At 42.4% G+C, this 26,356-nt stretch carries 28 protein-coding genes (1 of these 28 only partly in view); 23 read left to right on the top strand and 5 right to left on the bottom strand.

Going from position 1 to position 26,356, the window contains the following annotated elements; all coding sequences use genetic code 11:
• Positions 1-6: 6 nt before the first annotated feature.
• On the bottom strand, positions 7-216 hold the full coding sequence (copZ, locus tag DV702_RS11575; protein WP_114924897.1) for a copper chaperone CopZ: 210 nt from the start codon (positions 214-216) through the stop codon (positions 7-9).
• 14 nt (positions 217-230) lie between these two features.
• On the bottom strand, positions 231-560 hold the full coding sequence (locus DV702_RS11570; RefSeq protein ID WP_305849681.1) for a metal-sensitive transcriptional regulator: 330 nt from the start codon (positions 558-560) through the stop codon (positions 231-233).
• A gap of 1,577 nt (positions 561-2,137) precedes the next feature.
• On the opposite strand from DV702_RS11570, the gene DV702_RS16865 reads away from it, so the two are divergent.
• Entirely contained in the window at positions 2,138-2,287 is a 150-nt protein-coding gene (locus DV702_RS16865; protein ID WP_158232460.1) for an Lmo0850 family protein, read from the top strand.
• Between the two features lie 62 nt (positions 2,288-2,349).
• Here DV702_RS16865 and DV702_RS11560 read toward each other — a convergent pair whose 3' ends face one another.
• Both DV702_RS11560 and DV702_RS11555 read right to left on the bottom strand, forming a co-directional pair.
• A complete protein-coding gene (locus DV702_RS11560) occupies positions 2,350-2,694 on the bottom strand; it encodes a zinc ribbon domain-containing protein YjdM (RefSeq protein WP_114924895.1) in 345 nt (114 codons plus the stop codon).
• A 73-nt stretch (positions 2,695-2,767) separates the two neighbouring features.
• Positions 2,768-3,952 carry an FtsW/RodA/SpoVE family cell cycle protein gene (locus DV702_RS11555; RefSeq protein WP_114924894.1) on the bottom strand — a complete coding sequence of 395 codons (1,185 nt, stop codon included), beginning with the start codon at positions 3,950-3,952 and terminating at the stop codon, positions 2,768-2,770.
• 220 nt (positions 3,953-4,172) lie between these two features.
• Here DV702_RS11555 and DV702_RS11550 point away from each other — a divergent pair, with 220 nt between their 5' ends.
• From DV702_RS11550 to DV702_RS11515, 7 genes are all read left to right on the top strand, one after another.
• Positions 4,173-5,234: a D-alanine--D-alanine ligase gene (locus tag DV702_RS11550; RefSeq protein WP_114924893.1), complete on the top strand. Its 1,062-nt coding sequence runs from the start codon at positions 4,173-4,175 to the stop codon at positions 5,232-5,234.
• A 15-nt stretch (positions 5,235-5,249) separates the two neighbouring features.
• Positions 5,250-6,617 (top strand): UDP-N-acetylmuramoyl-tripeptide--D-alanyl-D-alanine ligase, encoded by a 1,368-nt coding sequence (murF, locus tag DV702_RS11545; protein WP_371682709.1) that lies wholly within the window; start codon positions 5,250-5,252, stop codon positions 6,615-6,617.
• Entirely contained in the window at positions 6,614-7,306 is a 693-nt protein-coding gene (locus tag DV702_RS11540; protein WP_114924891.1) for an alpha/beta hydrolase, read from the top strand. The genes murF and DV702_RS11540 overlap by 4 nt, the downstream gene beginning before the upstream one ends.
• 429 nt (positions 7,307-7,735) lie before the next feature.
• On the top strand, positions 7,736-9,250 hold the full coding sequence (locus tag DV702_RS11530) for a degradosome RNA helicase CshA (protein ID WP_114924889.1): 1,515 nt from the start codon (positions 7,736-7,738) through the stop codon (positions 9,248-9,250).
• A gap of 131 nt (positions 9,251-9,381) precedes the next feature.
• Entirely contained in the window at positions 9,382-9,861 is a 480-nt protein-coding gene (locus DV702_RS11525; RefSeq protein ID WP_114924888.1) for a PH domain-containing protein, read from the top strand.
• Positions 9,854-11,365, top strand: coding sequence for a PH domain-containing protein (locus DV702_RS11520; RefSeq protein ID WP_162805789.1), 1,512 nt, complete (start codon positions 9,854-9,856; stop codon positions 11,363-11,365). The genes DV702_RS11525 and DV702_RS11520 overlap by 8 nt, the downstream gene beginning before the upstream one ends.
• Positions 11,366-12,164: 799 nt before the next feature.
• Entirely contained in the window at positions 12,165-13,442 is a 1,278-nt protein-coding gene (locus DV702_RS11515) for an IS110 family RNA-guided transposase (protein WP_114924886.1), read from the top strand.
• A 962-nt stretch (positions 13,443-14,404) separates the two neighbouring features.
• On the opposite strand, the gene DV702_RS11510 is transcribed toward DV702_RS11515, so the two are convergent.
• Complete coding sequence (locus DV702_RS11510; protein ID WP_114924885.1) at positions 14,405-15,022, bottom strand: rhomboid family intramembrane serine protease; 618 nt, start codon at positions 15,020-15,022, stop codon at positions 14,405-14,407.
• A 68-nt stretch (positions 15,023-15,090) separates the two neighbouring features.
• Here DV702_RS11510 and acpS point away from each other — a divergent pair, with 68 nt between their 5' ends.
• The 15 genes from acpS to DV702_RS11435 form a co-directional block, all read left to right on the top strand.
• The gene (acpS, locus tag DV702_RS11505; protein ID WP_114924884.1) at positions 15,091-15,447 is read left to right on the top strand and encodes a holo-ACP synthase; all 357 of its coding nucleotides are present in this window, start codon (positions 15,091-15,093) and stop codon (positions 15,445-15,447) included.
• A gap of 95 nt (positions 15,448-15,542) precedes the next feature.
• Positions 15,543-16,595: a LolA family protein gene (locus DV702_RS11500; RefSeq protein ID WP_114924883.1), complete on the top strand. Its 1,053-nt coding sequence runs from the start codon at positions 15,543-15,545 to the stop codon at positions 16,593-16,595.
• An 88-nt stretch (positions 16,596-16,683) separates the two neighbouring features.
• Positions 16,684-17,799, top strand: coding sequence for an alanine racemase (gene alr / locus DV702_RS11495; RefSeq protein WP_114924882.1), 1,116 nt, complete (start codon positions 16,684-16,686; stop codon positions 17,797-17,799).
• Between the two features lie 175 nt (positions 17,800-17,974).
• Positions 17,975-18,256: a transcriptional regulator gene (locus DV702_RS11490; RefSeq protein ID WP_240315607.1), complete on the top strand. Its 282-nt coding sequence runs from the start codon at positions 17,975-17,977 to the stop codon at positions 18,254-18,256.
• Between the two features lie 4 nt (positions 18,257-18,260).
• On the top strand, positions 18,261-18,611 hold the full coding sequence (locus DV702_RS11485; RefSeq protein ID WP_114924880.1) for a type II toxin-antitoxin system PemK/MazF family toxin: 351 nt from the start codon (positions 18,261-18,263) through the stop codon (positions 18,609-18,611).
• Between the two features lie 184 nt (positions 18,612-18,795).
• Positions 18,796-19,620, top strand: a complete 825-nt coding sequence (locus DV702_RS11480; RefSeq protein WP_114924879.1) for an RsbT co-antagonist protein RsbRA — start codon at positions 18,796-18,798, stop codon at positions 19,618-19,620.
• A gap of 4 nt (positions 19,621-19,624) precedes the next feature.
• On the top strand, positions 19,625-19,987 hold the full coding sequence (locus tag DV702_RS11475) for an STAS domain-containing protein (protein WP_114924878.1): 363 nt from the start codon (positions 19,625-19,627) through the stop codon (positions 19,985-19,987).
• A gap of 2 nt (positions 19,988-19,989) precedes the next feature.
• On the top strand, positions 19,990-20,391 hold the full coding sequence (locus tag DV702_RS11470) for an anti-sigma regulatory factor (RefSeq protein WP_114924877.1): 402 nt from the start codon (positions 19,990-19,992) through the stop codon (positions 20,389-20,391).
• Positions 20,392-20,404: 13 nt separating this feature from the next.
• Complete coding sequence (locus DV702_RS11465; RefSeq protein WP_205407177.1) at positions 20,405-21,409, top strand: PP2C family protein-serine/threonine phosphatase; 1,005 nt, start codon at positions 20,405-20,407, stop codon at positions 21,407-21,409.
• Between the two features lie 88 nt (positions 21,410-21,497).
• On the top strand, positions 21,498-21,839 hold the full coding sequence (locus tag DV702_RS11460) for an STAS domain-containing protein (RefSeq protein WP_114924876.1): 342 nt from the start codon (positions 21,498-21,500) through the stop codon (positions 21,837-21,839).
• Complete coding sequence (gene rsbW / locus DV702_RS11455) at positions 21,826-22,299, top strand: anti-sigma B factor RsbW (RefSeq protein WP_114924875.1); 474 nt, start codon at positions 21,826-21,828, stop codon at positions 22,297-22,299. Before DV702_RS11460 ends, rsbW begins: the two co-directional genes overlap by 14 nt.
• Positions 22,274-23,062, top strand: a complete 789-nt coding sequence (gene sigB / locus DV702_RS11450; protein ID WP_114924874.1) for an RNA polymerase sigma factor SigB — start codon at positions 22,274-22,276, stop codon at positions 23,060-23,062. The genes rsbW and sigB overlap by 26 nt, the downstream gene beginning before the upstream one ends.
• Entirely contained in the window at positions 23,059-23,655 is a 597-nt protein-coding gene (locus DV702_RS11445; RefSeq protein WP_114924873.1) for a PP2C family serine/threonine-protein phosphatase, read from the top strand. Before sigB ends, DV702_RS11445 begins: the two co-directional genes overlap by 4 nt.
• 113 nt (positions 23,656-23,768) lie before the next feature.
• Positions 23,769-25,910 (top strand): Tex family protein, encoded by a 2,142-nt coding sequence (locus tag DV702_RS11440; protein WP_114925918.1) that lies wholly within the window; start codon positions 23,769-23,771, stop codon positions 25,908-25,910.
• On the top strand, positions 25,910-26,356 hold the 5' portion of the coding sequence (locus DV702_RS11435) for a SprT family protein (RefSeq protein ID WP_114924872.1). Its footprint extends 6 nt past the window's final position; only the first 447 of its 453 coding nucleotides appear in the window; the start codon lies at positions 25,910-25,912; its stop codon lies off the right edge, out of view. The genes DV702_RS11440 and DV702_RS11435 overlap by 1 nt, the downstream gene beginning before the upstream one ends.

Raw genomic sequence — 26,356 nt, 5'->3', positions numbered from 1 at the left:
TGTATCCTAAGCTTCCACGTCAAATCCTTGATCTTCAATAGCTTCCTGCAGTTGGCTCACAGTGACAGCTGACTCGTCAAATTGAACAGCTACATTATTCGCTGCCAGATCTACCAGAGCGCGTTCAACGCCTGTTAATTCTGTAAGTGCGCCCTCCACTGCTTGTACGCAGTGATTGCATGTCATACCTTGTACGTTTATTGTCATTTCTTTCATAACAAAACTCCTCCTTATTTTCGTACCAATTTTGAAATGGTTGTTAGTAATTCATCCAAAACCTCTTCGTCTCCAGCGTCCATTCTGCTCTTCACACAACCTTTTATATGACCTTCCAATAAAACATTTGCTGTGCTGTTTAAAGCGGATTGGGTAGCTGATAGTTGCGTAATTACATCGTCGCAATACACATCTCGCTCAATCATGCCTTTAATTCCACGAATTTGGCCTTCGATTCTATTTAGCCGGTGAATCAAATTCTTTTTAACCTCTTCAGGGTGATGACTTTTGCGACAAGAAACTACCGATTCTTCAGTGAGAAAATCTTCAGGGATGACTGTCAAAAACTGTTTCCACCTTTCTATTAATATATATAGTAGCTAAGCCTATTAATTAACCATATTATGCATAGTTCTCTCGTTTATTTAGTTTAAAACGATCTGGACTATGGAAAGTTTAATGGAGTGAGGCTGACTTAGAGAGTCTTGCGGCTTGCGCTTCTAGACGATACGCTTTCCGGAGGGGACGCGGCGGACCCCGCAAAAGAGCGCTGCGGGTTACGCCTGTCGTCCTTGATCCTCCCGGAGTCGATCGTCTTCCAGCTTCAGCCGTACTTTGTGTATGTAAGACAGTTTGATCACTCTTTGTAGATGGTGAAAACTACGTGGACTTGTGTGCTACTTTATGTTCGTTTATTAGATAGAGTGAGGCTGACTTAGAATGTCTTGTGGCTTACGCTTCTAGACGATACGCTTTCCGGAGGGGACGCGGCGGACCCCGCAAAAGAGCGCTGCGGGTTACGCCTGTCGTCCTTGATCCTCCCGGAGTCGATCGTCTTCCAGCTTCAGCCGTACTTTGTGTATGTAAGACAGGTTGATCACTCTTTGTAGGTAGTGAAAACCAAGTAGAATTGTTTAATACCTTGTGTTCGTTCACGAAAGTAGAATATTGAATGTAGTGAGGCTGACTTGGAATGTCATGCGGCTTGCGCTTCCAGACGATACGCTTTCCGGAGGGGACGCGGCGGACCCCCAAGCGCTGCGGGTTACGCCTGTCGTCTTTGATCCTCCCGGAGTCGATCGTCTTCCAGCGCCAGCCGTACTTTGTGTGCAAGACAGTTTGATTACTCTTTGTAGGGGTGAAAACCAAGTAGAATTGTCTGATACCATGCGACCGCTTTTGAAGGTAGATAGCGGTGAAGTGTTATCAGCAACTATGATTGTTTCAATGAACTGAGCGGAAAAAGAAACGCCTCTATTTGCACTCAGTCAGCCAACCCAAAGTTTCACCACTCTGTTCAGGAAACGGAACTTACCATACTCTATTTCTGGACGAACACAAACTGACTTCTCGACACAACCTCCAGGATTCTCCCGGAAGAACCGGCGACTCCTGGAGGATCAGCACGACAGGCGTAATCGCCACGCACTTTTGGCGAGTCCGCCGCATGCCCTCAGGAAAGCGTCCGGTTCTGGAGGGAGAATCCTAGCACATACCCTACTTTTCTGTACCGCATTGGAGAAGTCACATCCGCCACTCTAGCTTCTGGACGAACACCAACTGATTTCCCAACAAATCCTCACATGTACACCCATTTTCTGCACTGCACAGGAGGAGCTATTTACCCTACTCTAACTACTCGTCAAAAGCACTTCATTTCCAAATATCCATTCCTTTATTTGGATGATAAACAGACTTGCATAGTAGTTATAACTCCATATTAATATACCTATATGGGGTATGTCAAAAGTGCGGATTATCATCAGAAAGGTAAAAAACTTGCAAAAAAACTTCATTTGTAACATAAATGAAAGATTTAAAATGCTTTCAGAGTGGTATGATAGGAATAAGGAAATTTTTTATTGAAAAAGAGAACTTCACGAGCTACTAAACGTCTATATAACTAACTAGGAAGGTTGAGGTGGAAGAAGTGGCTAAAGAGATGGACATAAAGAAGATTATTTCCAATTTGGCAAAGCTTGGCGTTTCCGCAACACTCACAAAATCTAGAAGTGATATGTTACAAGCGCTGACACCTGTTGTGCAAGCACCCCCCGTTCAGACGAATTGATAAGCGTTTCCGAAAGAAAAGATCACCCCCGAATGTATCGGAAGTGATCTTTTCTTTTTGTATTAAATCTTTTTCACGAATTCGGATTTTAATTGCATCGCGCCGAAGCCGTCAATTTTGCAGTCGATATTATGATCTCCGTCTACTAAACGAATACTTTTCACTTTCGTTCCCATCTTTAATGCATTGGAACTTCCTTTCACTTTCAAATCTTTGATGACCGTTACAGAATCCCCATCCTGCAATACATTTCCGTTAGCATCTCTTACTTCTTCCATACTTTCTGTTGCGGATTCATCCATCGACTCGAGTGTCCATTCATGCGCACATTCGGGACAGACGAGAAGGTTTCCGTCTTCGTATGTATATTCTGACTGGCATTTTGGACAATTTGGTAAAGCTGACATAAAAAAACCCCCTTTCCTATACAGTTTACACAACTTGCACGTGTCGGGAAAGGGGGCGCCTGCTTATTTGCATCTAGTTGTCGTCGTTCGTTGCGAACATATACGTCCGTTGATGGAATTTCATACTGAAAATTAACCCGATGGCAAGCATATTACTAAATAGCGAACTTCCTCCATAGCTGATGAAAGGAAGCGGAATTCCGGTAATAGGCAATAACTGAATATTCATGCCGATGTTTTCAAAGACGTGGAAAGCGATCATCGCAATGACACCTGTACATATATAGACACTGAACGGGTCATGCATCGAAAGCGCAACTTTTGTTAAGTGATAGATTAATATGAAGTACAGTGTAATCACGATACACGCGCCGATAAATCCATACTCTTCTCCAATCACACTGAAAATGAAGTCGGTATGGTTTTCAGGAATATACACGACTCTCCCGAGAAATCCTTTTCCCGTCAATTCACCTGAACCGATCGCAGTCATCGCAGTAATTAAGTTATATCCTTCATCTGTTGGATAAGAATATGGATCTAGCCATGAATAGACACGTTTGAATTGATAGGGTGAAAATCCGATTTTATCCATAAATTCTTGTGCATAAAGCGCCATCCACAATAATCCGCCTGCAGAAGCCGCACCAACGGCAAAGAGAGGAGCGAGAATTTTCCATGAGATTCCTGAAACGATAACAATTGCGGCTGTAATGGAAATAAAGACGAGAGACGTTCCTAAATCAGGTTGCTTCATGATGAAATACAAAGGAACGACTAACATAAGAGCAATTTTACCGAGTAGTAAAAAGTCTGTTTTATACGTACGATGCAGCTTTCGTTCATTATGTGAACTTACCATGCGGGCGAGACCGATGATAAAAAATGTTTTGATGAACTCAGCGGGCTGAATAGTACCGATTACTGGCAGATGCAACCAGCGCTTGGCATTGTAGCGCATCTCTGCAATTTGTTCTGGTCCACCAGGCGCCAACATAAGGAATAATAATAAAAAAATACCGAAGCCATAAAAATACCAAGCCATTTTTTTGTATTGTTGAGGCTCAAAATACATAACCATCGCCACAATAATAGAACCTAAAATATACCATCTCACTTGTTTGACAACGAAGTTTTGTGTGTATTGCTCAGACGTTTGAGCAGAACCAATGACAAAAAAACTAATGATCGCGAATAATAAAATGATAAAGGCAAGCGTCCAATCGAATCGTTCACCTAGCCTGTTTGAGTTTTTCACGTATGGACTCACCTTTTCTTAGGGACTCAATCTCCTAGCTACTATAATCTCCTATTATATCGTAAAACTTTTTAAGAAGTACACCCATTATGTGACGCATTGTGAAATGTTTAGTTTCGATGAAAGTAAAAAGAATTTCGAACATTGGTTTTTCATTCATGAATTGGTTCCATTCATGGTAAACTGTAGGAATGAAAACAACGGAATGTGAGGAGATTATATGAAAACACGATTAGGTTTAGTTTATGGCGGGAAGTCTGCAGAGCATGAGGTGTCTCTTTCGACGGCGAGAGCAGTGACACAAGCATTAGATTTAACAAAATATGAAGTCCTGCCCATCTATATTACGATGCAAGGCGAATGGATTAAAGGCGCGCCCCTTACAAGTGCGGCAACAAATATCGAAACATTACGGTTATCTTCTGAACAACCGCAATCGGATCACATAGATGGTTTTTTAAAGGGGGCTATGCCTGAAGTTATTTTGCCTTTGCTTCATGGAACGAACGGGGAAGATGGTACGGTGCAAGGTTTATTTGAAGTATTGAATATTCCTTACGCGGGAAATGGCGTGTTGGCTTCATCTGCCGGGATGGACAAAGTGGTGATGAAACAATTATTTTCACAAGCAGGCTTAGCGCAGGTCGAATACATTCATTTCATTCGCAGTGCGTGGCAGCAAGATGCCGATGTACTACTCGATGAAGCGGAACAAAAATTATCTTATCCAATGTTCGTTAAACCAGCGAATCTGGGATCGAGTGTCGGAATTAGTAAAGCGCTTGATCGCTCATCTTTAAAACAAGCCATTGAATTGGCATTAAAATTTGATCGTAAAATTATTATTGAACAAGGAATTACTGCGCGCGAAATCGAAATGGCGGTTCTAGGAAACGATCAACCAGAAGTTTCAGTAGCGGGTGAGATTCGTCCAGTTGCTGATTTTTATGACTATGAGGCAAAGTATCAAGATCAGAGTACTGAATTATCGATCCCGGCCGACATATTAGATCAAACAGCGCAACATATGAAGGAAATGGCTGTTCGTGCTTTTAAAGTGCTCGATTGTGCCGGGTTGGTACGTGCGGACTTTTTCGTTACAGAAGACGACGAAGTATTGATCAATGAAGTAAATACATTGCCTGGATTCACGCCTACTAGTATGTTCCCTTTGTTATGGCAGAAAACGGGTCTAACCTATCCAGAACTTATCGACCGTCTCATTGAACTCGCTATAGAGCGCCACGCAGAAAAACAACAATTGCAATATACAATGGATTAAGTGGAGGATTCTTACGTGAAACGAAATTTATCAACGATTCAACAGTGGTTACAGGCGGCAGGTCAAGAAATCGAACAGCAACAAATAACGGGTGTTTGTATCGATTCTCGCAACGTACAAAAAGGCGATCTCTTTATACCTTTCCGCGGAGAACAAGTCAATGGTCATCAATACGTTACAGGTGCGATTGAAAAGGGCGCAGCAGCGTCACTTTGGCTAAAAGATGAACCCAATCCGCCAGAAGGCATCCCGCTTTTATTTGTCGACGATGCAGAAGTCGCATTGCAACAGATGGCTCGCATGTATCGCCAAGAATTACATTGTACCGTTATCGGTGTCACAGGCTCTAATGGAAAAACATCGACGAAAGATTTACTGGCAGGAGTATTGTCACCTTATTTCAAAGTGAAAAAGACAGAAGGCAATTTTAATAACGAGTTAGGATTGCCTCTGACGCTATTAGCTGTGGAAGACGACACAGAAGTTGCGATTCTTGAAATGGGAATGAGTGGTTTTGGCGAAATTTCCTTCCTCTCTACCCTCGCCTCGCCGCATTTTGCAGTTATTACGAATATCGGGGAAGCACATATGCAAGATCTCGGGTCTAGAGAGGGGATTGCGAAAGCGAAATTTGAAATCATAGATGGGTTAGCGATAGATGGTTTACTCCTTTACGATGGCGATGAACCGTTACTGCGTGAGTTAGTAGCTAGTCAGCCGCAAGTGCGTACTATATCGTTCGGCTATGAGCGGGCAGATGTAACCGTAGCTCACATTCAATCCACGAGCATAGGCAGCTCATTTACTGTGCAAGGCAGAACGGAAGGGGAGTTTGTGATTCCGGTGTACGGCGCACATCAAGTGAAAAACACATTAGCTGCGATTATCATTGCGAAAGAGCTTGGATTGACTGAAGCGCAAATTAAATCATCATTAGAACAGACAAAGCTAACGGATATGCGTATGCAACCAATGACCGGAATCAATGACTCTCTTCTAATCAATGATGCTTATAATGCAGCACCGACTTCGATGAGAGCCGCTTTTCGATTTATGCAAGAGACAAACGTACGCAAAGACAAATGGCTTGTTTTAGGGGATATGCTTGAACTTGGATCTGATGAGCAAAGCTATCATGAAGGACTGGCAGATGATTTACGTAAAATGGATCTGCAAGGGGTAATTCTTTTCGGAAGTCGCATGAAATGGCTAGCTGACCGACTGACAGAGTATCCTCTAGAAGTGATGTGGACAGCAACTGACGTGCAGTTGGCGGTAGATGCACTGCGTCCGCGATTGACTCAAGATACTGTTGTCTTATTTAAAGGGTCGCGTGGCATGAAATTAGAGCGCATCATGGGTCCGCTTGAGGAAACGTTGTGACGACAGGTGTATTGTTCATCCATGGCTTTACAGGCGGACCATTTGAAGTGGCACCATTTAGACACTATCTGAAAAGCCAGACGGACTGGAAAATCGCAGTGCCTGTATTGCCGGGGCATGAACTGGGTAAAGGAGTACAAAAAGGCTCTATGGAATCGTGGATGATGGCCGCTGAACTAGAATTGCAGCGGTTGCTAAAAGAAGTAGATCAAGTCGTGGTAATCGGCTTTTCGATGGGTGGTTTAATCGCGATGTATTTAGCATTACGTTATCCGATTAAGAAACTGGTACTGTTAAGCGCGGCAGCGAAATATATTAGTCCGCGGATTTTAGTAGAAGATGCGAGAATTATGATGAAAACATCTAGGCGCAAAAATTACCCTGCCGACTCTTTTTATCATTTATACAATTACAAGCTGACACACACTCCTATCCGCGCAGCTTTGGAGTTTTTACGAGTTGTCCGTTTAGTGAGACCGTATCATCATGATGTCAAAACACCCGTATGCCTCGTCCAGGGAAAACAGGACGGGGTCGTTCCGGCTGTGACGGCGGATAGTTTATATGAACAACTCGGATCAGAAAGAAAACAACTCATTTTTTCTGAACGAGGCAAGCATCATATTTGCTATAGCGATGACCGGAATGTTTGGTTCGAGAAAGTTCTGAAATTCCTGACAGAAGACTGATTAATGCAACTTAAGCGGATTCGTTGCAGTAAGGAGTCAGCCGTGTTAGAATGATGAAAGGAATTGGATACATTTACAACGGCACTCTTCCATTTTAGTGGAGAGTACTTTTTTTTGAATAAAACGGTGGATATGTAGGCAGACTAGCAATGATTTGCCTTGTCTCACCGCTCGGCAAGGACCGAGCTTTCCTTGTATGTCACAGGTTTTACATTGTGCTGCATAAAAATCTGGACGCAATTACGCTAGGTGTAATTGATATGACCCCTCTGCACACGCAGGAATCCTTCCAAAAGATTTCCTCTATAAAATCAGAGATGGAATATCGGAAATGCTCCCAACTTTCAAAGTACATGGCTCGAATTTGCCGCGCTTTCATTTGCGAATGTAACCAATTGTCAAATGAAGAAATAAAGGAGAATGAATATTTTGACGAAGTTTTCAGAACTAAATATTAGTGAAACAACACAAAAGGCTTTGCTACGCATGGGGTTTGAAGAGGCAACACCAATCCAAGAAGGTACTATTACATTTGGGATGGAAGGCCGCGACGTAATCGGGCAAGCACAAACAGGTACAGGGAAGACAGCAGCATTCGGTATTCCGATCATTGAGAAATTGGATCCTAAAAGCACTGCAGTTCAAGCGTTGGTTATTGCACCGACTCGTGAGTTGGCTATCCAAGTATCAGAAGAAATTTATAAAGTAGGTTTCGGCAGCCGTGCGAAAGTTCTTTCCGTATACGGCGGACAAGAAATCGGACGTCAAATCCGTGCACTACGCAATAATCCAAACATCGTAGTAGGTACTCCAGGACGTATTTTGGATCATATTAACCGTAAAACTTTAAAGCTAGACAATGTTCAGACGCTTGTATTAGACGAAGCAGATGAAATGTTGAACATGGGATTCATTGAAGATATCAACACGATTCTTGCATCTGTGCCGGCTGAGCGCCAGACGTTGCTATTCTCAGCAACTATGCCTGGACCTATCCGCAAAATTGCAGAAACATTTATGAAGAATCCTGAAATTGTCAAGATCAAGTCTAAAGAAATGACGGTTGAAAATATCGAACAATTCTTCGTAAAATCACACGAGCGCGAAAAGTTCGATGTGTTATCAAGACTGTTGAATGTTCAACAACCAGAATTGGCGATCGTTTTCGGTCGTACGAAGCGTCGTGTAGATGAGTTGGCTCATGCACTTAGCATCCGCGGCTATATCGCTGAAGGAATCCACGGTGATTTAACACAAGCGAAGCGTATGTCTGTATTGCGCCAGTTTAAAGATAATAAAATCGATGTATTAGTAGCGACAGATGTAGCCGCTCGTGGCTTGGATATTTCAGGTGTTACACATGTATACAACTTTGATATTCCACAAGATCCAGAAAGCTATGTTCACCGGATCGGTCGTACAGGCCGCGCAGGTAAAAGTGGAATTGCCGTTACATTCGTAACACCACGGGAAATGGGGTACTTACGCATCGTTGAGGAAACGACTAAGAAGCGTATGACACCTTTACGTCCACCAACATCTGACGAAGCGTTGCTTGAGCAGAAGAAAATAGCAGTGGAAGCTTTGACAGAAGCTATTGAACAAAATAATTCAGAAGACTATGCTGGATTGGCGGCGCAGTTGCTTGAAAAGTTCGATCCAAAAGATATCGTCTCAGCGGCTCTTCGTTCATTGACGAAGGATGTTGACGAAACACCAGTTAGTATTACTGAAGAACGTCCATTGCCTTCTCGCAGACCTTCTTCACGTGATCGCGGCGGCTACAAAGGTGGCAATCGCAGCGGTGGTGGCGGACGTTCACAAGGTGGACGTAGCAGAAGTTTCAGCGGTAGTGCTGGCGGAGCGAGACGTAGTGGCGGGCGCGAAGGCGGCGGCAGAAGAGATGGAGCTTCTCGTCGTAGCAGTGGCCGTACAGAAAGATAATAAGACAACCGACCAGATCCGAGCTTGCTTTTAGCAACTCGGATCTTTTTTCAATGGTATGATACTAGTGATGAAACGTTATTTGAGGTAAAACGTATACATAATAAGAATCAGGAAAAGAGGTGGATCGGTTGAGACAACAACCAGCAAATCAAATCTCCAGAAAAGGATTGTCAGTTTGGAGAGTCTATGGAGTCATACAAAGTGTAATCCTATTAGCGGTCGCTATCGGTTTAGGATTTCTTGCATACTTTTTTCAGTGGCCTATTTGGATCGTCGTAATTATTGGCGTGTTTGTCGTATTGCATGCATTCTTTTCTATCTATCTATTTCCGAAAGTTCGGTGGGAACGCTGGCGTTATGAAGTACGTGAAGCAGAAATAGAGTTGCAGCACGGTCTGTTTATCGTTAATCGCACATTGATTCCAATGGTACGCGTGCAACACGTGGATACAGCGGAAGGCCCTATTTTGCGAAAATATGGCCTCGCCTCCATCACCATATCTACTGCTGCAACGAATCATTCGATACCGGCTTTAGTGACAGAGGAAGCGGATGAATTACGCAATCGGATTTCGATGTTCGCAAGGGTGGCGAAAGACGATGTCTGAACAACGATATAAATTACATTGGATTACAGCGGTAGTCGAAACGGTAAAATCGTTAAAAGACTTGATTGGTCCGTTCATTATTGTTCTCGTAGTAAATGGTTTTAAAAGTGACAGGGAGGGTCCTTGGTATTTCCAATATTGGACGCTGATTTTTTTTAGTGTGCTGATCCTTTCTACGTTAGTGTCGGGTATTATTAAATGGCGGCGCTTTGATTATTGGTTTGAAGATCAGGAATTACGAATGGAGTCAGGATTATTCGTTCGAAAGAAACGTTATATTCCATTTGATAGAATACAAAGTTTAGATTACACGGAAGGTATTTTTCATCGGCCGTTTCAATTAGTGAAAGTGAATGTGGAAACGGCTGGCTCTTCTTCAGGTAAAGATTCAGAAGCAGAATTAACAGCTATTACTAAAGAAGCTGCGAATAAAATCGAGGAAGAGATCCAACGTGCGAAGAAAATGCGGATTATCGGTCCGTTGCAACGTACGTATGAAAATGAAGAATTACTGCTGGTGAGAGAGCAGGAAGTTCAATTAGAAAAAACAGTACCGTTAATGCCTGTCTTTTCAATGACTACAAAAGATCTGCTCATGCTGGCTACTACGTCTGGTGGGATCGGTGTGATTTTATCAGGTGCCGCCGTATTTCTATCACAAATAGAAGAACTAATCCCGTTTGATAAGATATTTGGTGAATTACAGTCTTTCATCCGATTTGGAGTATTTGTTTTAGCGATTATGATAGTAATAGGATTTTTACTAGTCTGGTTATTATCGGTGGCTATGACATTTATAGCGAACTACGATTTCAAAGTGATTCTCGATAAAAATGATTTAATCATTACACGTGGATTGCTTGAGAAAAAACGGGTAACTATTCCGCTCAATCGAGTGCAGAATATTACAATTACAGAAAATCCCATCAGGCAATTATTCGGTTATGCGACAGTAATACTTAATAGTGCGGGAGGAACTGGTGAAAATTCACGCATTAAATTATTTCCGTTAGCAAAAAGAAACCATATCATCGAACCATTACAGGAACTCTTTCCGCATGTAGATTTCAGCGTACCGACAGAGAAGATTGGTGCGCGCGGAAAATACTTCTATTACCGGTTGAAGCTGTTTATTGCATTACTAGTAGTAGCGGTAATTTCTTACTACTTATTTCCATATGGCTTGTTTGCGTTAGTATTGTTGCCTTTGATCTATCTACACGGCATGTGGCAATATAAAACGGCCGCTTATTCCATTATGCCTAAACAATTGACGATGCGTTTTAGAGGAGTCAGTCGTCATACCGTCTTTACGGTGAAGAATCGAATACAATCAATGGAAATGGATCAAAATTATTTTCACCGAAGGAAAAAAGTCGCGACGCTAACGATCAACGTAAAATCGGGCATGTCACTAGACGCTCCGGCGATTCGTCACATGCCACAAGAAAAAGCGGAGCAGTTCTTACTGTGGTATGAGCATCATCCTGAAAGTAAAGATTAAATATATATCTTGTAATTAGCTGTGTTATGTATAATCCTCTCGTTCATTTAGTTTAAAAAGATTTTGACTATTGCAGTTGGATGGAGTAAGGCTGACTTAAAAAGTCTTGCGGCTGGCGCTTCCAGACGATACGCTTTCCGGAGGGGACGCGGCGGACCCCGCAAAAGTGCACTGCGGGTTACGCCTGTCGTCCTGATCCTCCCGGAGTCGATCGTCTGTAAGCCGCAAGCCGTACTTAGTGTGTGCAAGACAGTTTGATCACTCTTTGTATGTAGTGAAGACTACGTGGGCTTGTCTGCTACTTTATATTCGTTTATTAGATGGAGTGAAGCTGACTTGAAGAGTCTTGCGGCTTGCGCTTCCAGACGATACGCTTTCCGGAGGGGACGCGGCGGACCCCGCAAAAGTGCACTGCGGGTTACGCCTGTCGTCCTGATCCTCCCGGAGTCGATCGTCTTCCAGCGCAAGCCGTACTTAGTGTGTGCAAGACAGTTTGATCACTCTTTGTATGTAGTGAAGACTACGTGGGCTTGTCTGCTACTTTATATTCGTTTATTAGATGGAGTGAAGCTGACTTGAAGAGTCTTGCGGCTTGCGCTTCCAGACGATACGCTTTCCGGAGGGGACGCGGCGGACCCCGCGATAGTGCGTTGCGGGTTACACCTGTCGTCCTGATCCTCCCGGAGCATTCCTGTCTGATTAGAGACGCCCTATTGAAATACAAAAGTCCCCTTGATATGATTTGGGGGTGTCAAGGCATCGACGGCTTGACCCCTAACCATACACAAGGAGGACTCACATGAATTCTAAAGTGAATCACAAAATTAATCAAGTAACTGAACAAACATTAGTAGTTGGAATCGATATCGCGAAGTACAAACATTACGCCACATTTGTCGATGAACGTGGTCGTGAGATGAAAAAAGCTTTTCCTTTCTTACAAACTATCGAAGGTTTTGAAGCACTGTATGAAGCAATCCTAGATGGTATGAAAGAGCATGGGAAATCTAACGTACTCGTCGGTGTAGAACCGACAGGACATTATTGGTTGAACTTAGCGTACTTCCTCGAAGATCGAGGCATTCCGCTCGTGGTTGTCAATGCGATGCACGTAAAACGTGTGAAAGAGTTAGATGATAACCTGCAGACCAAGAATGACAAGAAAGACGCTCTCACCATCGCGCGATTGATGAAAGACGGACGCTTTTCTCATCCTAAACTTCTTCGGGATCAGGCAGCGGATATCCGCGCTGGCTATAGTATCGAAGAAGCATTGATCAAAGAACGCTCCGCCTTAAAAAACAAACTGCATCGGTGGATCGACAAGTATTTTCCGGAGCTGTTTCAAGTCTTTTCTGATTTCGGTGCCATGGTGCTTGCCGTATTGGAAGAGACTCCGTTACCCGCAGATATTGTCGATATGACACCGGCTGAATTGGCCGATATTTGTGCAGACGCGGGACGGATGAAACAAAGACGTCCAAAGAAAGCAGCCGAACTCATTCAGGTAGCTCAGTCTTCTATTGGGGTTACTGTCGCCCCTTGGGGAGCGAGACGGGAAATCGCTTCTCTCGTGCGTCAGTATCGCCTGATTGAGGAAGAACTAGAGTCCATCAAGGCAGAGCTAGATGCCTTGATTACCCAAACGACAGAGTATGAATTTCTAGCTTCCGTTCCAGGGATTGCCCATCGTACCATCGCCGGCCTCTTGGCTGAGGTAGGGAGTTTCACTGATTATGAGAGTCCACGCCAACTTATTAAATTAGCGGGTCTCACACTTCGAGAGAACTCCTCCGGCACTCATAAGGGACAGAAGAAAATATCCAAACGAGGTCGTAAGAGGCTTCGAGCCATTCTGTTCAAAGCGATCCGGCCGATTCTGCGGAACAATCCAGCATTCCTTAAGCTTCATGAGTATTATACGCAGCGATCAGAAAATCCGCTTCGTAAAAAGCAGTCCATGGTCGTCTTATGCAGTAAACTACTAAAGGTTCTCCATACTCTATGCACGAAAAAACGTCGGTTTGACGGAGAACACATGTTGACAGACCTGCACTGTCTCCAACTAGCGTCTTAAGTACATTCTGGAATAAACATACTATTCATGACACGGAGAAGCTGGCACCCCTATCGTACATCGGGCCTTGAGCCTCTCCCGGAGCATCTCGCCAGCCTCCAACTTATGATAGACCGAACGAAGGAATGTCAGCGCACGACGCTAAGAGACGTGGGAGGGTCAGTCATCATAGGGATTTGGAGATCCATTAGTGCATGCCATATCTATTTACAGTTTCTGTAACTGTCGGCGGAGCATTCACTGTAGTTTACAATATCCGTAAATATATAAATAATTAGGAATAAAATCATTAGCATATTGAAATAAAAATATTTTTTGGTTAGACACAAGATGCGATAAACCTTGTCACCATCGTATTTTCAAGAGGGAGTCGATCGTCTTCCAGCTTCAGCCGTACTTAGTGTAGGTAAGACAGTTTGATCACTCTTTGTAGGTGGTGAAAGACCAAGTAAGTAGACTTGCCTGATACAATGCGACCGCTTTTGAAGTTAGATAGCGGTGAAGTGTTATCAGCAACTATGATTGTTTCAATGAACTGAGTGGAAAAAAGCAATGACTCTATATGCATTCAGTCAGGCAATCCAAAGCTTCACCCACACTGTTCAGGAAGTGGAACTTACCATACTCTATTTCTGGACGAACACCGACTGACTCCCCGACACAAATTCAAGGATTCTCCCGGAAGAATCGGCGACTCCTGGAGGTTCAGGGAAAGCCGTGGCGAAGGACGGCTTTTGCGAGTGAAGCGTAGCGAAAAGGAGCGCATTTTAGCACTTGACAGGCGTAATCGCCAATGCACTTTTGGCGAGTCCGCCGCGTCCCCTCAGGAAAGCGTCCGGTTCTGTAGGGAGAATCCTAACACGTATACTATTTTTCTGCACCAAGAGGACAAAACCAAAAAAATGCATAGAAGGCATCGCCTTCCAGCATTTTTTGGTTTATTTACGTTATTCTATTCATCTCTATCGTCGGCGACTGTTTTTTCGCCAACTTACAATATTTTTAGGATTAAAATAGCTTAGACCGATTAAGAAACCGGTAATAATTCCTGCTATATGTGCAGTAACATTAATATTCGATCCTAAAAACGTCATGATGACACTAATGACGATGATTGGTAAAATTACTTGTTTCAGCTGTGGGAATACGTGCTTTGTGTAATAGACAAGCGCACCGAATGCACCGAATAAACCGAAAATCGCACCGCTTGCTCCTAAGTGTCTATAATCGGGAGACTGCAAGAAGTACGTGGCGATATCACCAAACAGACCCGCCAGCATATAAATTGTGATGAATCGTGCCTTGCCTGCAATCTTTTCTAGTTCAGGTCCGAAAACAAATAAAGAGAACATATTGAATAAGATATGCATAAAATCATAGTGTAAAAACATCGGAGTCAATAGACGCCAATACTCTCCATTAGCAATTCTGAAATTATCGCCAATCCCGAAGAGTACTAGTTGATCACCAATTCCCGGAATCCATGTCAATAGATAGATCCCGATATTCAACACTAACAATACGGTAACGACAGGATATGCGCGAACATATTGTGAAAAGTTTTCCGTTCGTATAAACATGGTTTCACCTCATTCTTCCGTACTGATTATACCTATTTTTCACGCCAAATGGAAAGGAGACGTTCGTTTTGATACAAGGAATTGGATTAGACATCGTGGAACTCGACCGCGTCGCACGTTTAGATGGGCGTAATGCCAAATTTCGAGAACGGATTTTATCTGCAAGAGAGTTACATATTTATGAACAGTTAAAAGATCATAGAAAAACGGAGTATTTGGCAGGGCGTTTTGCAGCGAAAGAAGCCTTTTCAAAAGCGCGTGGTACAGGCATTGGTACAGACTGTAGTTTTCTCGATATTGAAGTTTTATCTGAAGCGAGCGGTCAGCCAGTCTTATACTTTAAAGAACAGATTGCAAATGGCTTCGTCAGTATTACACATACACAAACAGTCGCTGCTGCCCAAGTTATATTACTGAATTCTTGAACTTCAATCATCACAATTTTAAACAAGCTCGCATATTCAATACATCCTTCTCATAAGATGAGCTACCCGAATTGATTGGAGAAAGGATGAATTGAATGCGGAAAAAATTTTGGTTGTTAGTTGTCGTAGCGGTCATGCTAGTACTTGGAGGATGCGGTAAACCTTCAAAAGAAGATGTGATGAAGAAGCTCAGCAATAAATGGAATGACACAAAAGGGTATGAACTCAATGCCTCCATGGAAATTAAAACAGGTGCAGAGCCACGGGTGTACGATGTAGAAGTATGGCACACAAAACCTGAATTCTACAAAGTACATGTTACGCAATCGGGTAATGAAGAATCACAAATGATTGTTCGAAATGAAGAAGGTGTATTTGTAATTACGCCATCTATCGGCAAAACGTATAAATTCCAGAGTGATTGGCCGGCACAAAACAGCCAGGGATACTTAATCGGGACTTTGGCGGAAGATATGAAAGCGGACAAAACAGCTACTATGGAAGAGAAGGAAAAAGAATATGTGTTTGAAACAGCTACTCGCAATAATCATAAGACATTGTTGCCGAAACAAAAAATCCATATCGACAAGAAAACGTTATTACCTAATAAAGTGACGATTCATGATGAAGCAGGGGAAGAAAAAATCTCTATCAAGTTTGCTAAAATTTCACTTGGTGTTGAACATAAAGTGGCTGATTATAAAGTAGAAATGGATAAACCGAAAGCTGAGAGTGACCAAGCAGAATCCGATGAAGAAGCGAAAGAAGATTCAGCAAAAGAAGAAACAAATGAAGAAACAAATGAAGAAACAGATCATCAAACATACTACCCGGCAGTCAATTGGGAAGGTACGACATTGTCTGATGAGCAAATCATGAAAACTGAAAATGGTCAGAGGATTTTAATGACATTTAGTGGAGAAAAAGAATATATTGTCATTCAAGAGCCGGCAACGAAGCCGATGAATCAGTTACCTGTATCTATCGAAGGTGATCCGGTAGATTTGGGATTCGCAGTAGCTGCTTTGACGGAGCAGTCGATCCAGTGGGAAGTAAATGGAGTAGCATTTTTCGTAGCTTCTGATACATTGAGTAAAGAAGAATTGCTGACCGTTGCGAATTCTATGACTGTAACGGAATCTAAATAATTCATGACGTAATCAATTGACGAACTACCGCTTTCGGATGGATAATAAAATTTCAGTAAATAGTCTATCCTAAACGAGGTGGAATAAGTTGTTCAACGAAACAGACTATCGACCGACTAGAGCGATAATTAAAACAGAGGCAATACGAAAGAATGCAGAGCGTATCATGTCTTATCTCCCGCAAACGACTCAATTGATTGCGGTCGTAAAGTCTGATGGTTATGGACACGGGGCTGTTCGCTCTGCACTTACCGCGTTAGAAGCGGGAGCCACCATGCTTGCTGTAGCAACGCTGGATGAAGCGGCAACTATTAGAAAGTATATTCAAAACATAGACATTCTCGTATTGGGGCCTTCACCGAGTTCGTTTGCAGCAGTAGCAGCGGAACTTGACATTACGTTAACTGTGACGAGTACAAACTGGGTGCAACGGGTGAATGAACAGCCGTTATTCGATAAAAAGTGTAAAATTCATGTAAAAATAGACAGCGGAATGGGCAGAATAGGTGTGCGGACTGAGCAAGAACTCGCACAACTGTTAATGTATATCCAACAATCCGATCATTTGGTCATTGATGGAGCATTCACTCATTTCTCGCGAGCGGATGAACAGGATGCCGAGCCGACAAAAAAACAATTTCAACATTTCACAAAGCTTATTAAACTTTTTCCCGTGAAGCCGCGCCTAGTCCATGCATCGAATAGTGCAGCAGCTTTGATGTTTCCTGAGTATTCATTGGATGCGATTCGATATGGCATAAGCCTCTATGGGATCTCTCCGTCAGATATAGTAACAGAAAATATTCCGTTTCCACTTCACCGGGCGATGACAATCGAGACAGAGTTATCTTATGTTAAAAAAATGCCTAGTGGACAACCGATAAGCTATGGCGGAAGATACACGACCAGTGAAGAGGAATGGATCGGTACATTACCTATAGGATATGCAGATGGTTTGAAGCGGGGACTGACGGGGCAAGATGTATTAATAGGAGGCAAACGTGCACCGATCGTCGGCACAATTTGTATGGATCAATGTATGATTACATTACCTCATGCATTTCCAGAAGGTGAAAAAGTAGTGGTAATCGGTAAACAAGGGGATGAAGAAATCAGGATTGAAGAATGGGCAAACCGACTAGACACCATCCCGTACGAAATAGTCGTAACATTTTCCCCGAGAATCCCAAGAATATATAAATAGCAATAACTGATTTGCATAAAAAAGACGTAGCAATCATCGTGCATTTCGACAAACTAACGAATAAACTTGTGTATCTTGTCATAAGAGTTCAATCCTTGTCTATTATTATGAGAATATAAATGGTAAGATAGACTTGATATAGAAAAAAGGGATGGGTTTGTCGGAGGTGCTCGAGTTGTGTACAGATAAAAATAAAAAAAGAATACTAAGTATACCCTCAACAAAATTACTTCAGCAAAATGAAGATGCGACCTTTAAACGGGGGCAGTTACAAGGTGATTTCGTTTATATGACAACAGCGAGACATATGGAAAATGATGAAGCTTCTCTATTACGGGAAGCCATGATCAGAGGTTATGTTGAAATGTCGCAGATTAACCTCAACATAGCGGCAGAATGTTTATATGCGGAATTTGAAGCCCAGCATACCGTGGAACGTTGCGTCAGCGGAGGTTGAAAAGTTGGCAATTAAACGTGGAGACGTCTTTTTTGCAGATTTGTCGCCTGTAGTCGGTTCGGAACAGGGGGGGACGCGACCAGTACTGATCATTCAGAATGATATCGGTAATCGGTTTAGTCCTACAGTGATCGTAGCAGCGATTACTGCACAAATACAAAAAGCAAAATTGCCGACACATGTCGAAATTACGGCGGCACGACATGGATTCGAGCGGGATTCGGTCATCCTGCTCGAGCAAGTCCGCACAATCGACAAGTCTAGGCTAACAGACAAAATTACGCACTTAGATGATACACTAATGAAACAAGTCGATGAAGCATTGCAAGTTAGCTTCGGACTCATTAAATTTTAGCATACATATTCTAACTACACTTTTTGTAAGCAAATGTGTGATTGCACACTAGGTAAACACTATAGCCAGCAGGCTATAGTGTTTTTGCTATAGTATTTTTAATGAATTTGTTCAAAAAACATGTAGTTCATATGATTTTTCGTTACAATAGAGGTAATTGAAGAAATAGGGAGGAACAAATAGGATGAATGAAGTGATGAGAAAAGCTATATCCGATAATATCGAAACCATTACATCGCGTTGGTTAGAAAAGATGAAAGGCAATTCTGATGAACGGTTTCTTGATTTAATGCCAGCTACAGTAGTGGCGACCACGAGCAGAGAATTCACAGAGTTGATGACATCTAACTTAGCGGATCGTGAGAAAGTTGATGAGGAGCGATTGGACGAGTTCACAGAGAAAATCATTCACTTTGGCTGGTCTATTAAATTTATCAATCGCGCAATCGATACGTTCTCTTCTGTAGTGTATGAGTTGTTCTTTGAAATCGGCGTGTTAACAGAACAAAATCTCCGCAAGGGTGTAAGTATTTTTGCGAACTGGATCAATCCTTTACGTGAAAGTATTATTGAAGAATATTCGGTGAAGTGGGAGCGTACCGATAGTTTACAAAAGATAGCCCTGCAAGAATTATCTGCATCACTTATTCCAGTTTTTGAAAAGATTTCTGTCATGCCGTTAGTCGGCACAATCGATACAGAGCGCGCAAAGCTAATTATGGAAAATTTACTGGAAGGTGTCGTCAAACAACGCGCGGAAGTAGTACTGCTTGATATTACGGGAGTACCGGTTGTAGATACGATGGTTGCACATCACATTATACAAGCAGCCGATGCAGTGCGACTCGTAGGTGCGAAATGTATGTTAGTCGGAATCCGTCCAGAAATTGCACAAACGATCGTTACGCTTGGCATTAATCTGACAGACTTCTCAACGACAAGTACACTGAGACGCGGAATGCAAAAAGCCCTGCAAATGACAGGCCGTATTATTGTGGAGGAGGAATAATAGTATGAAGATGCGCATCCCGATTCTAAAGCTTAAAGAAACATTAATTGTATCGATTCAAGTGGAGTTAGATGACCAAACCGCATTGCAGTTCCAAGAGGATTTATTGAACCAGTTGCATAAGACCTCGGCGCGGGGAGTTGTAATTGACTTGACTCCAATTGATTTCATTGACTCTTTTATTGCTAAAGTGCTTGGCGACGTCATTCATATGACAAGTTTAATGGGCGCGAAAGTAGTCATTACAGGTATCCAACCATCCGTAGCAATCACGTTAATCGAGCTGGGCATACGCTTAGAAAATGTAACAACCGCATTAGATTTAGAGAATGGGCTAGAGAAATTGACTAGAGAATTGGAGGCCTGACCATGGAACACAGGTCTTCTATAGACATAAATACGGAATGGGATATAGTTGCGGCAAGACAGTTAGGTCGTAATGAGGCAAAAAGTACGGGATTTGGAACGGTGGATCAGGCAAGAATCACCACCGCTATTAGTGAGTTAGCCCGAAATATCTACCTTTATGCTGGAAAAGGACGCATTGAGATTCAATCTGTAGCAGTCGGACAGCGTATTGGATTGGTTATTATCGCTTCAGATGAAGGTCCAGGCATAGCAGATTTGCAAAAAGTAATGACGGACGGTTATACGACTTCTGGCGGTCTAGGGGCAGGTATGCCGGGAGTAAAGCGTCTAATGGATGATTTTCGCATTGAAACAGAAGTTGGAGTGGGAACTACGATTACGGCAACGAAATGGTTGCACTAGGAGTTGAGCTACATTGCCACAAGAGGCGGGTAAGCAGTATAAACAAATGCTGGAAAATTATCTGCGCTCTAAAGGAGAGGAAGATCTCTATTTAGGTCAGCAGTTTAGTCGTAGCTTTATAGAGAAAAGCATTGCTCCGGAAGATGTAATTAGCATTCATAAAAACTCTATTGAAGAGTTAATTGAAAATTTACCTCCGGATGTTGGAGTGTCATTTGATTTTTTAATTGAAATGATGATTCATTACGGACTGGCATTAAAAGAACACCAGAGTTTGATACGCAAGCAAGAGTCCATTCAAATGGAGATGGATATTGCTGTGAGAGTACAAAATACGTTATTGCAGACGACGACTCCGGAAGTGATTGGTCTGGACGTCGGCTGGATTTCCAAACCCGCAAAGCAGATGAACGGGGACTATGTGTACTTTTTGAACGAAACACCTAATGAGGTATGTATGGCTGTAGCGGATATTATCGGCAAAGGTATGTCTGCGGCTATGCATATGTCTATGGTGAAGTTTGGTATGGACAGTTTGCGTTATGAAAAAAGAAGCCCTTCAGAAGTTTTGAGTTTCATCAATAAAATGATCGAAAAAAGTATTGCAGATTCTATGTTCATCTCTATGTTCTACGGCAAGTATGACACCGAGACATCAACGTTGCGGTACTCTTCGGCTGGGCATGAACCTGCACTGTTTTACCGAGCAGCTCAACAAGAATTTTCGCTGTTAGAGAGTAAAGGTCTTTTACTCGGTGTGCAAGAACAGGCGAAATACGAAGAGCGTGTAGTGAAGTTGGAAGAAGGTGACTTTATCGCTGTAATGACAGATGGTGTGACTGAAACGAGAACGGAAAAAGGGTTTATGGAAATGGAAATGCTGGAGGAACTGTTGTGCCGAGTAAAGTCAGAGAGTGCACAAACGATGGTTGATTCTTTATTTAATGAACTTTCCAAAATGCAGGATTATCAGTTACATGATGATTTCACCTTAGTTATTTTGAAGAAAACAAATTAAAGGTTTAGCTTTTGGGAGAATGGGTATAAAACAAGAAGTGTGCAAAAAACGGCATACACATTAAAAAGAAATTGATCGGGGTGGCGACATGAATTTACAAGTAGAACAAATAGATAAAGATTTGGTACATAATTTTAAAATTATTGGAGAAATTGATATATATACTGCACCAAAGCTGAAGGAACATTTAGCTAATTTGGAGCAAGCGGAAGGTATGGAAGTTGAACTAGATTTGTCTGAAGTGAATTATATGGACAGTACAGGTCTTGGCGTCTTCGTAGGTTTTTATAAAGAAGTGACAGCTAATAATGGCAGTTTAGTCATAAAAGGGTTGAACAAACGTCTTTACCGCCTATTTGAGATTACCGGATTGAATGAAATTATGCAGATAGAACAGGTAGAAGGTGGCGAAGATGATGCAAGCGTTTGATTATATTGAAGTAAAAGTTCCGGCTAAGCCCCAATACGTGGGTGTTGCACGTCTAGCGATATCAGGTCTTGCGAGTCGAGTTGGTTTTACATATGACGAGATTGAGGATTTAAAGATTGCAGCGAGTGAAGCGGTGACTAATGCAGTGCAACATGCGTATGATGATGGAAAAACAGGCGAAGTTATTTTAGGATGTGCAATTTACGAAGATCGCTTAGAAATCGTCGTAACAGATCATGGACAAAGTTTTAACTTCGAAGAAACAAAAAAGAAAGTCGGTCCTTATCAGGATTGGAATGACGAGTCCCCTTTACGCGAAGGTGGATTAGGACTTTATCTCATGGAGACACTTATGGACGAAGTAAAAGTTGATCATGGGGAGGGTGTCATTGTTTTCATGACCAAATACTTGGGCAGAGAGCGGGGAGAAGGGCATGTCAAATCAACAGTCTTCTCGTGACAATGAAACGAAAAAACAAGTAATTGAATGGATCCATGAATATCAAGTAAATAATGATGAAGAAGCGCAAACAAAGCTAGTCCTCCATTATGAAAGGTTAGTTCATTCGATTGCCCGCAAATATTCTCGCGGTCAATCGCATCACGAAGATATCGTGCAGGCGGGAATGCTTGGTCTGTTGGGAGCGATTCGTCGTTTTGATCCAGAACAAGGGCGGAGTTTTGAAGCGTTCGCCGTCCCGACCATTATTGGGGAGATTAAACGTTTTCTTCGGGATAAAACGTGGGCTGTCCATGTCCCGCGACGTATTAAAGAATTAGGTCCGAAAATCAAAGCTGCTGTAGAGACGTTGACAACAGAGTTTCAACGTTCACCAATGGTCTATGAAATTGCTGAATATCTAGATACTGACGAAGAACTTGTGCTGGAAGCGATGGAAATGGGCAGAAGTTATCAAGCGTTGTCTATCGATCATACACTAGACGCTGATTCAGAAGGCGGTACCATTACGTTGCTGGATATTATTGGAGAAGTGGACGATGGGTTCGAAAAGACTGATCAGCGTATGCTTGTATTGAATGCGTTGAATGTTCTGAGTGAACGTGAAAGACAAATCATTCAATATACATATATTGACCAGATGAGTCAAAAAGATGCTGGAGAATTATTGAACATTTCGCAAATGCATGTGTCCAGATTACAAAGAAAAGCGATAAAAAAACTTCAAGAAGTAATTCTTACGAGCGGTGGTGCGAAACAATGAAAACTTTTGAGAATGAATACGTAGAGGCTTGTATATACCAACAATCGAAAAAGGGAAATAAAGATTCTGGGGATGCATACTACATTCATTCAGAAAAAGAGTATTTCATTTGTGCGATAGCTGATGGCTTAGGCAGTGGGTCACTTGCGATGGAATCCGCGGAAGTGATCCCGAAAGTGCTGAAAGAGTATCATCATGAATCACCTGACGATTTGTTGTTGCGTTGCAATCAGCAGATGTTCCACAAACGTGGCGCGGCAGTCGGTATTGTAAAAGTTTATTATGCACAACAAACTTTGGAATATAGTTGTGTCGGCAATATCCGTCTATATATCCTACAGTCAAATGGTCAGATGATTTATCCGTTGCCGGTCATGGGTTATTTGTCTGGACGTCCGCAATCGCTTCGGACACAGCGCTATCCCTACAATAAAAATGACCGATTTTTCCTTCATTCGGATGGAGTGAATTTGCGTAGTCCGAAAAAGTATTTGCAAGAAAACTCCACACCTTATCAATTATACAAGAAAGTCGAAAGTACAATAGCTGATCATGATGACGCTACGTTTATAGCGGCTAACCTGCTTCATTAAATAGGAGGCGGGTTTTTTTGCGTCTAAAAATAGAGGGATTAGAAAGGAAAGCATATTCGGTATATGTTATTATGTGGAAAGAAGAAAGGGTGGTTGAATTGTCGAAAGGTCTTATGGAAGCAACTGCGAGCAGAGTGGGAATTGGCACACGTCAAACCGCGAGCGTAATCGAACTTTTAGAAGAAGGCAACACAGTACCTTTTATAGCCCGCTATCGTAAGGAAGCAACGGGGTCATTAGATGAAGTGCAGATTAAAGAAATTGAAGATGCCTATCATTACGTAAAAGCACTGGAACAGCGGAAAGAAGAAGTGCTTCGTTTAATAGAAGAGCAAGGGAAATTGAATGATTCACTGAAAGCTGAAATTGAGCGTGCAACCGTATTGCAAAGAATTGAAGATTTGTATAGACCGTATAAACAAAAACGCCGGACGAAAGCGATGATTGCCATTGAGAATGGTTTAGAACCGTTGGCCGATCAATTGATGGCACAAACATCTGCATCCATCGAGACAGCTGCTCAGGCGTATATAAATTCCGAAAAAGAAGTGAATACGGTAGAGGATGCAATAGAAGGTGCGAAGTTCATCATTGCGGAACGCGTATCTGAAGATGCCTCGACACGTGAAAAAATCCGTAAAGTTACATGGTCTTCAGGTAAATTAACAGCTACATTAAAAAAAGACGCAGAAGACGATCGCAAAGTGTTTGAAAACTACTATGATTATGAAGAACCGTTAAATAAAATAGTACCTCACCGCGTACTGGCAATTAATCGCGGGGAAAAAGAAGATGTATTACGTGTAGGTGTCAGCTTTCCGACTGAACGCATAGTTGGTGATTTAGAAAGAAGCTACCTGAAACATCACGTAACTCCAGCTGCGAGCTATATACGGGAAGCGTTAGAAGATTCCTTCAAGCGACTGATTGCCCCGTCTATTGAAAGGGAAGTACGTACAGCTTTAACTGAAAAAGCGGAGACGCAGGCAATTCACGTATTTTCCGAAAATCTGAGGAGCCTTCTCTTGCAACCACCGTTGAAGGGCAGAACGGTTCTCGGGGTAGACCCAGCTTTCCGCACAGGTTGCAAGTTGGCGGTAGTGGATGAAACGGGGAAGCTTCATGATATATCCGTAATATATCCACACCCACCGAAGCCACAAAAAGAGGCATCAAAACAAGTGATCTTAGATTTATTGAAGAAGTATCCGATTTCGATTATTGCGATCGGTAACGGAACTGCTTCCAGGGAAACAGAAAAATTCATTGTGGACCTGATTAAAGAAGCGCCGGAACCTGTGTCTTACGTCATTGTCAACGAAGCGGGGGCCAGCGTGTATTCTGCCTCACCGCAAGCGAGAGAAGAATTCCCGGATTTACAAGTTGAACAGCGAAGTGCTGTCTCCATCGCTCGCCGTTTGCAAGACCCGCTTTCCGAACTCGTCAAAATCGATCCGGAATCTATAGGTGTCGGTCAATACCAGCACGATGTAGCGAAGAAAAATCTGACAGAGTCTTTATCGTTTGTCGTTGAAACTGCAGTGAACCGGGTGGGTGTTAACGTAAACACAGCTTCTTCTTCTCTTTTGCAATATGTTTCAGGACTATCCAAAACAGTTGCAGAAAATATTGTCAAAGCAAGAGAAGAGGCAGGAATGTTTACTAAGCGAACAGATTTGAAGAAAGTTCCGAGACTGGGGGCGAAGACGTATGAACAAGCAATCGGCTTTCTGCGTATACCTGAATCTAAAGAACGTTTTGATTCAACCGGAATTCACCCAGAAAGTTATAAAGTTGCGGAGTTACTATTACAAGAACTAGGAATACAAAAATCTCAGCTCGGTACACCAGAAGCGACGGACGTTCTTGAAAAAGTAGACACTGCGAAATTAGCTGCACAACTAGATGTAGGAGAAATAACGTTGCAAGACATTATTCAAACGTTGCAACGCCCGAATAGAGACCCGCGAGATGACTACCCTCAGCCGTTGTTGAAAGCAGACGTACTTGATATTAAAGACGTACATGAAGGAATGGAATTGCAGGGCACTGTTCGTAATGTCGTTGATTTTGGAGCATTCGTTGATATCGGTGTTTCAGAAGATGGATTAGTGCATATTTCAAAACTGAAAAAAGGATTCGTTAAACATCCTCTAGATGTAGTAGCTTCAGGCGACATAGTCACCGTGTGGATCGATTCAGTAGATCGTCAAAAAGGCCGAATAGCATTAACTATGTTGCCGCCGAAAAAATAATGGAAAACAAAGAATTACAGCTACTCGTCGAACGTATATCAAGAGATGTTTTTCATAAACCATTTGTGCATCAAGCGATATTCAATAAAAGACTGCGTACAACAGGCGGTCGATATATGCTTACTAATCATTTTATCGAAATTAACCCGCTCGTCATACAACTTCATGACGAGCAAGAATTGATTGGAATTATTAAACATGAGTTCGGCCATTACCATCTTCATATAGAAGGAAAAGGATATAAACATGGAGACGATGATTTTAAACAGTTATTGCAAAACACCAATTCTCCGCGTCATTGTAAGCCGCTTGCTGAACGGTCAATGAAAAATTCAGTCTTACATATTTATCGTTGTAAGAGTTGCGATTTTGAATATCCAAGACGTAGAAGAATGGATTGTCGAAAATTTCGTTGCGGAAAGTGTTCTGGAGAGATTTATAAAGTT

The organism is Sporosarcina sp. PTS2304, assembly GCF_003351785.1.
Taxonomy (GTDB): domain Bacteria; phylum Bacillota; class Bacilli; order Bacillales_A; family Planococcaceae; genus Sporosarcina.
Note: the sequence above shows the minus strand (reverse complement) of the source record. Positions and strands in the feature narration are given on the sequence as shown.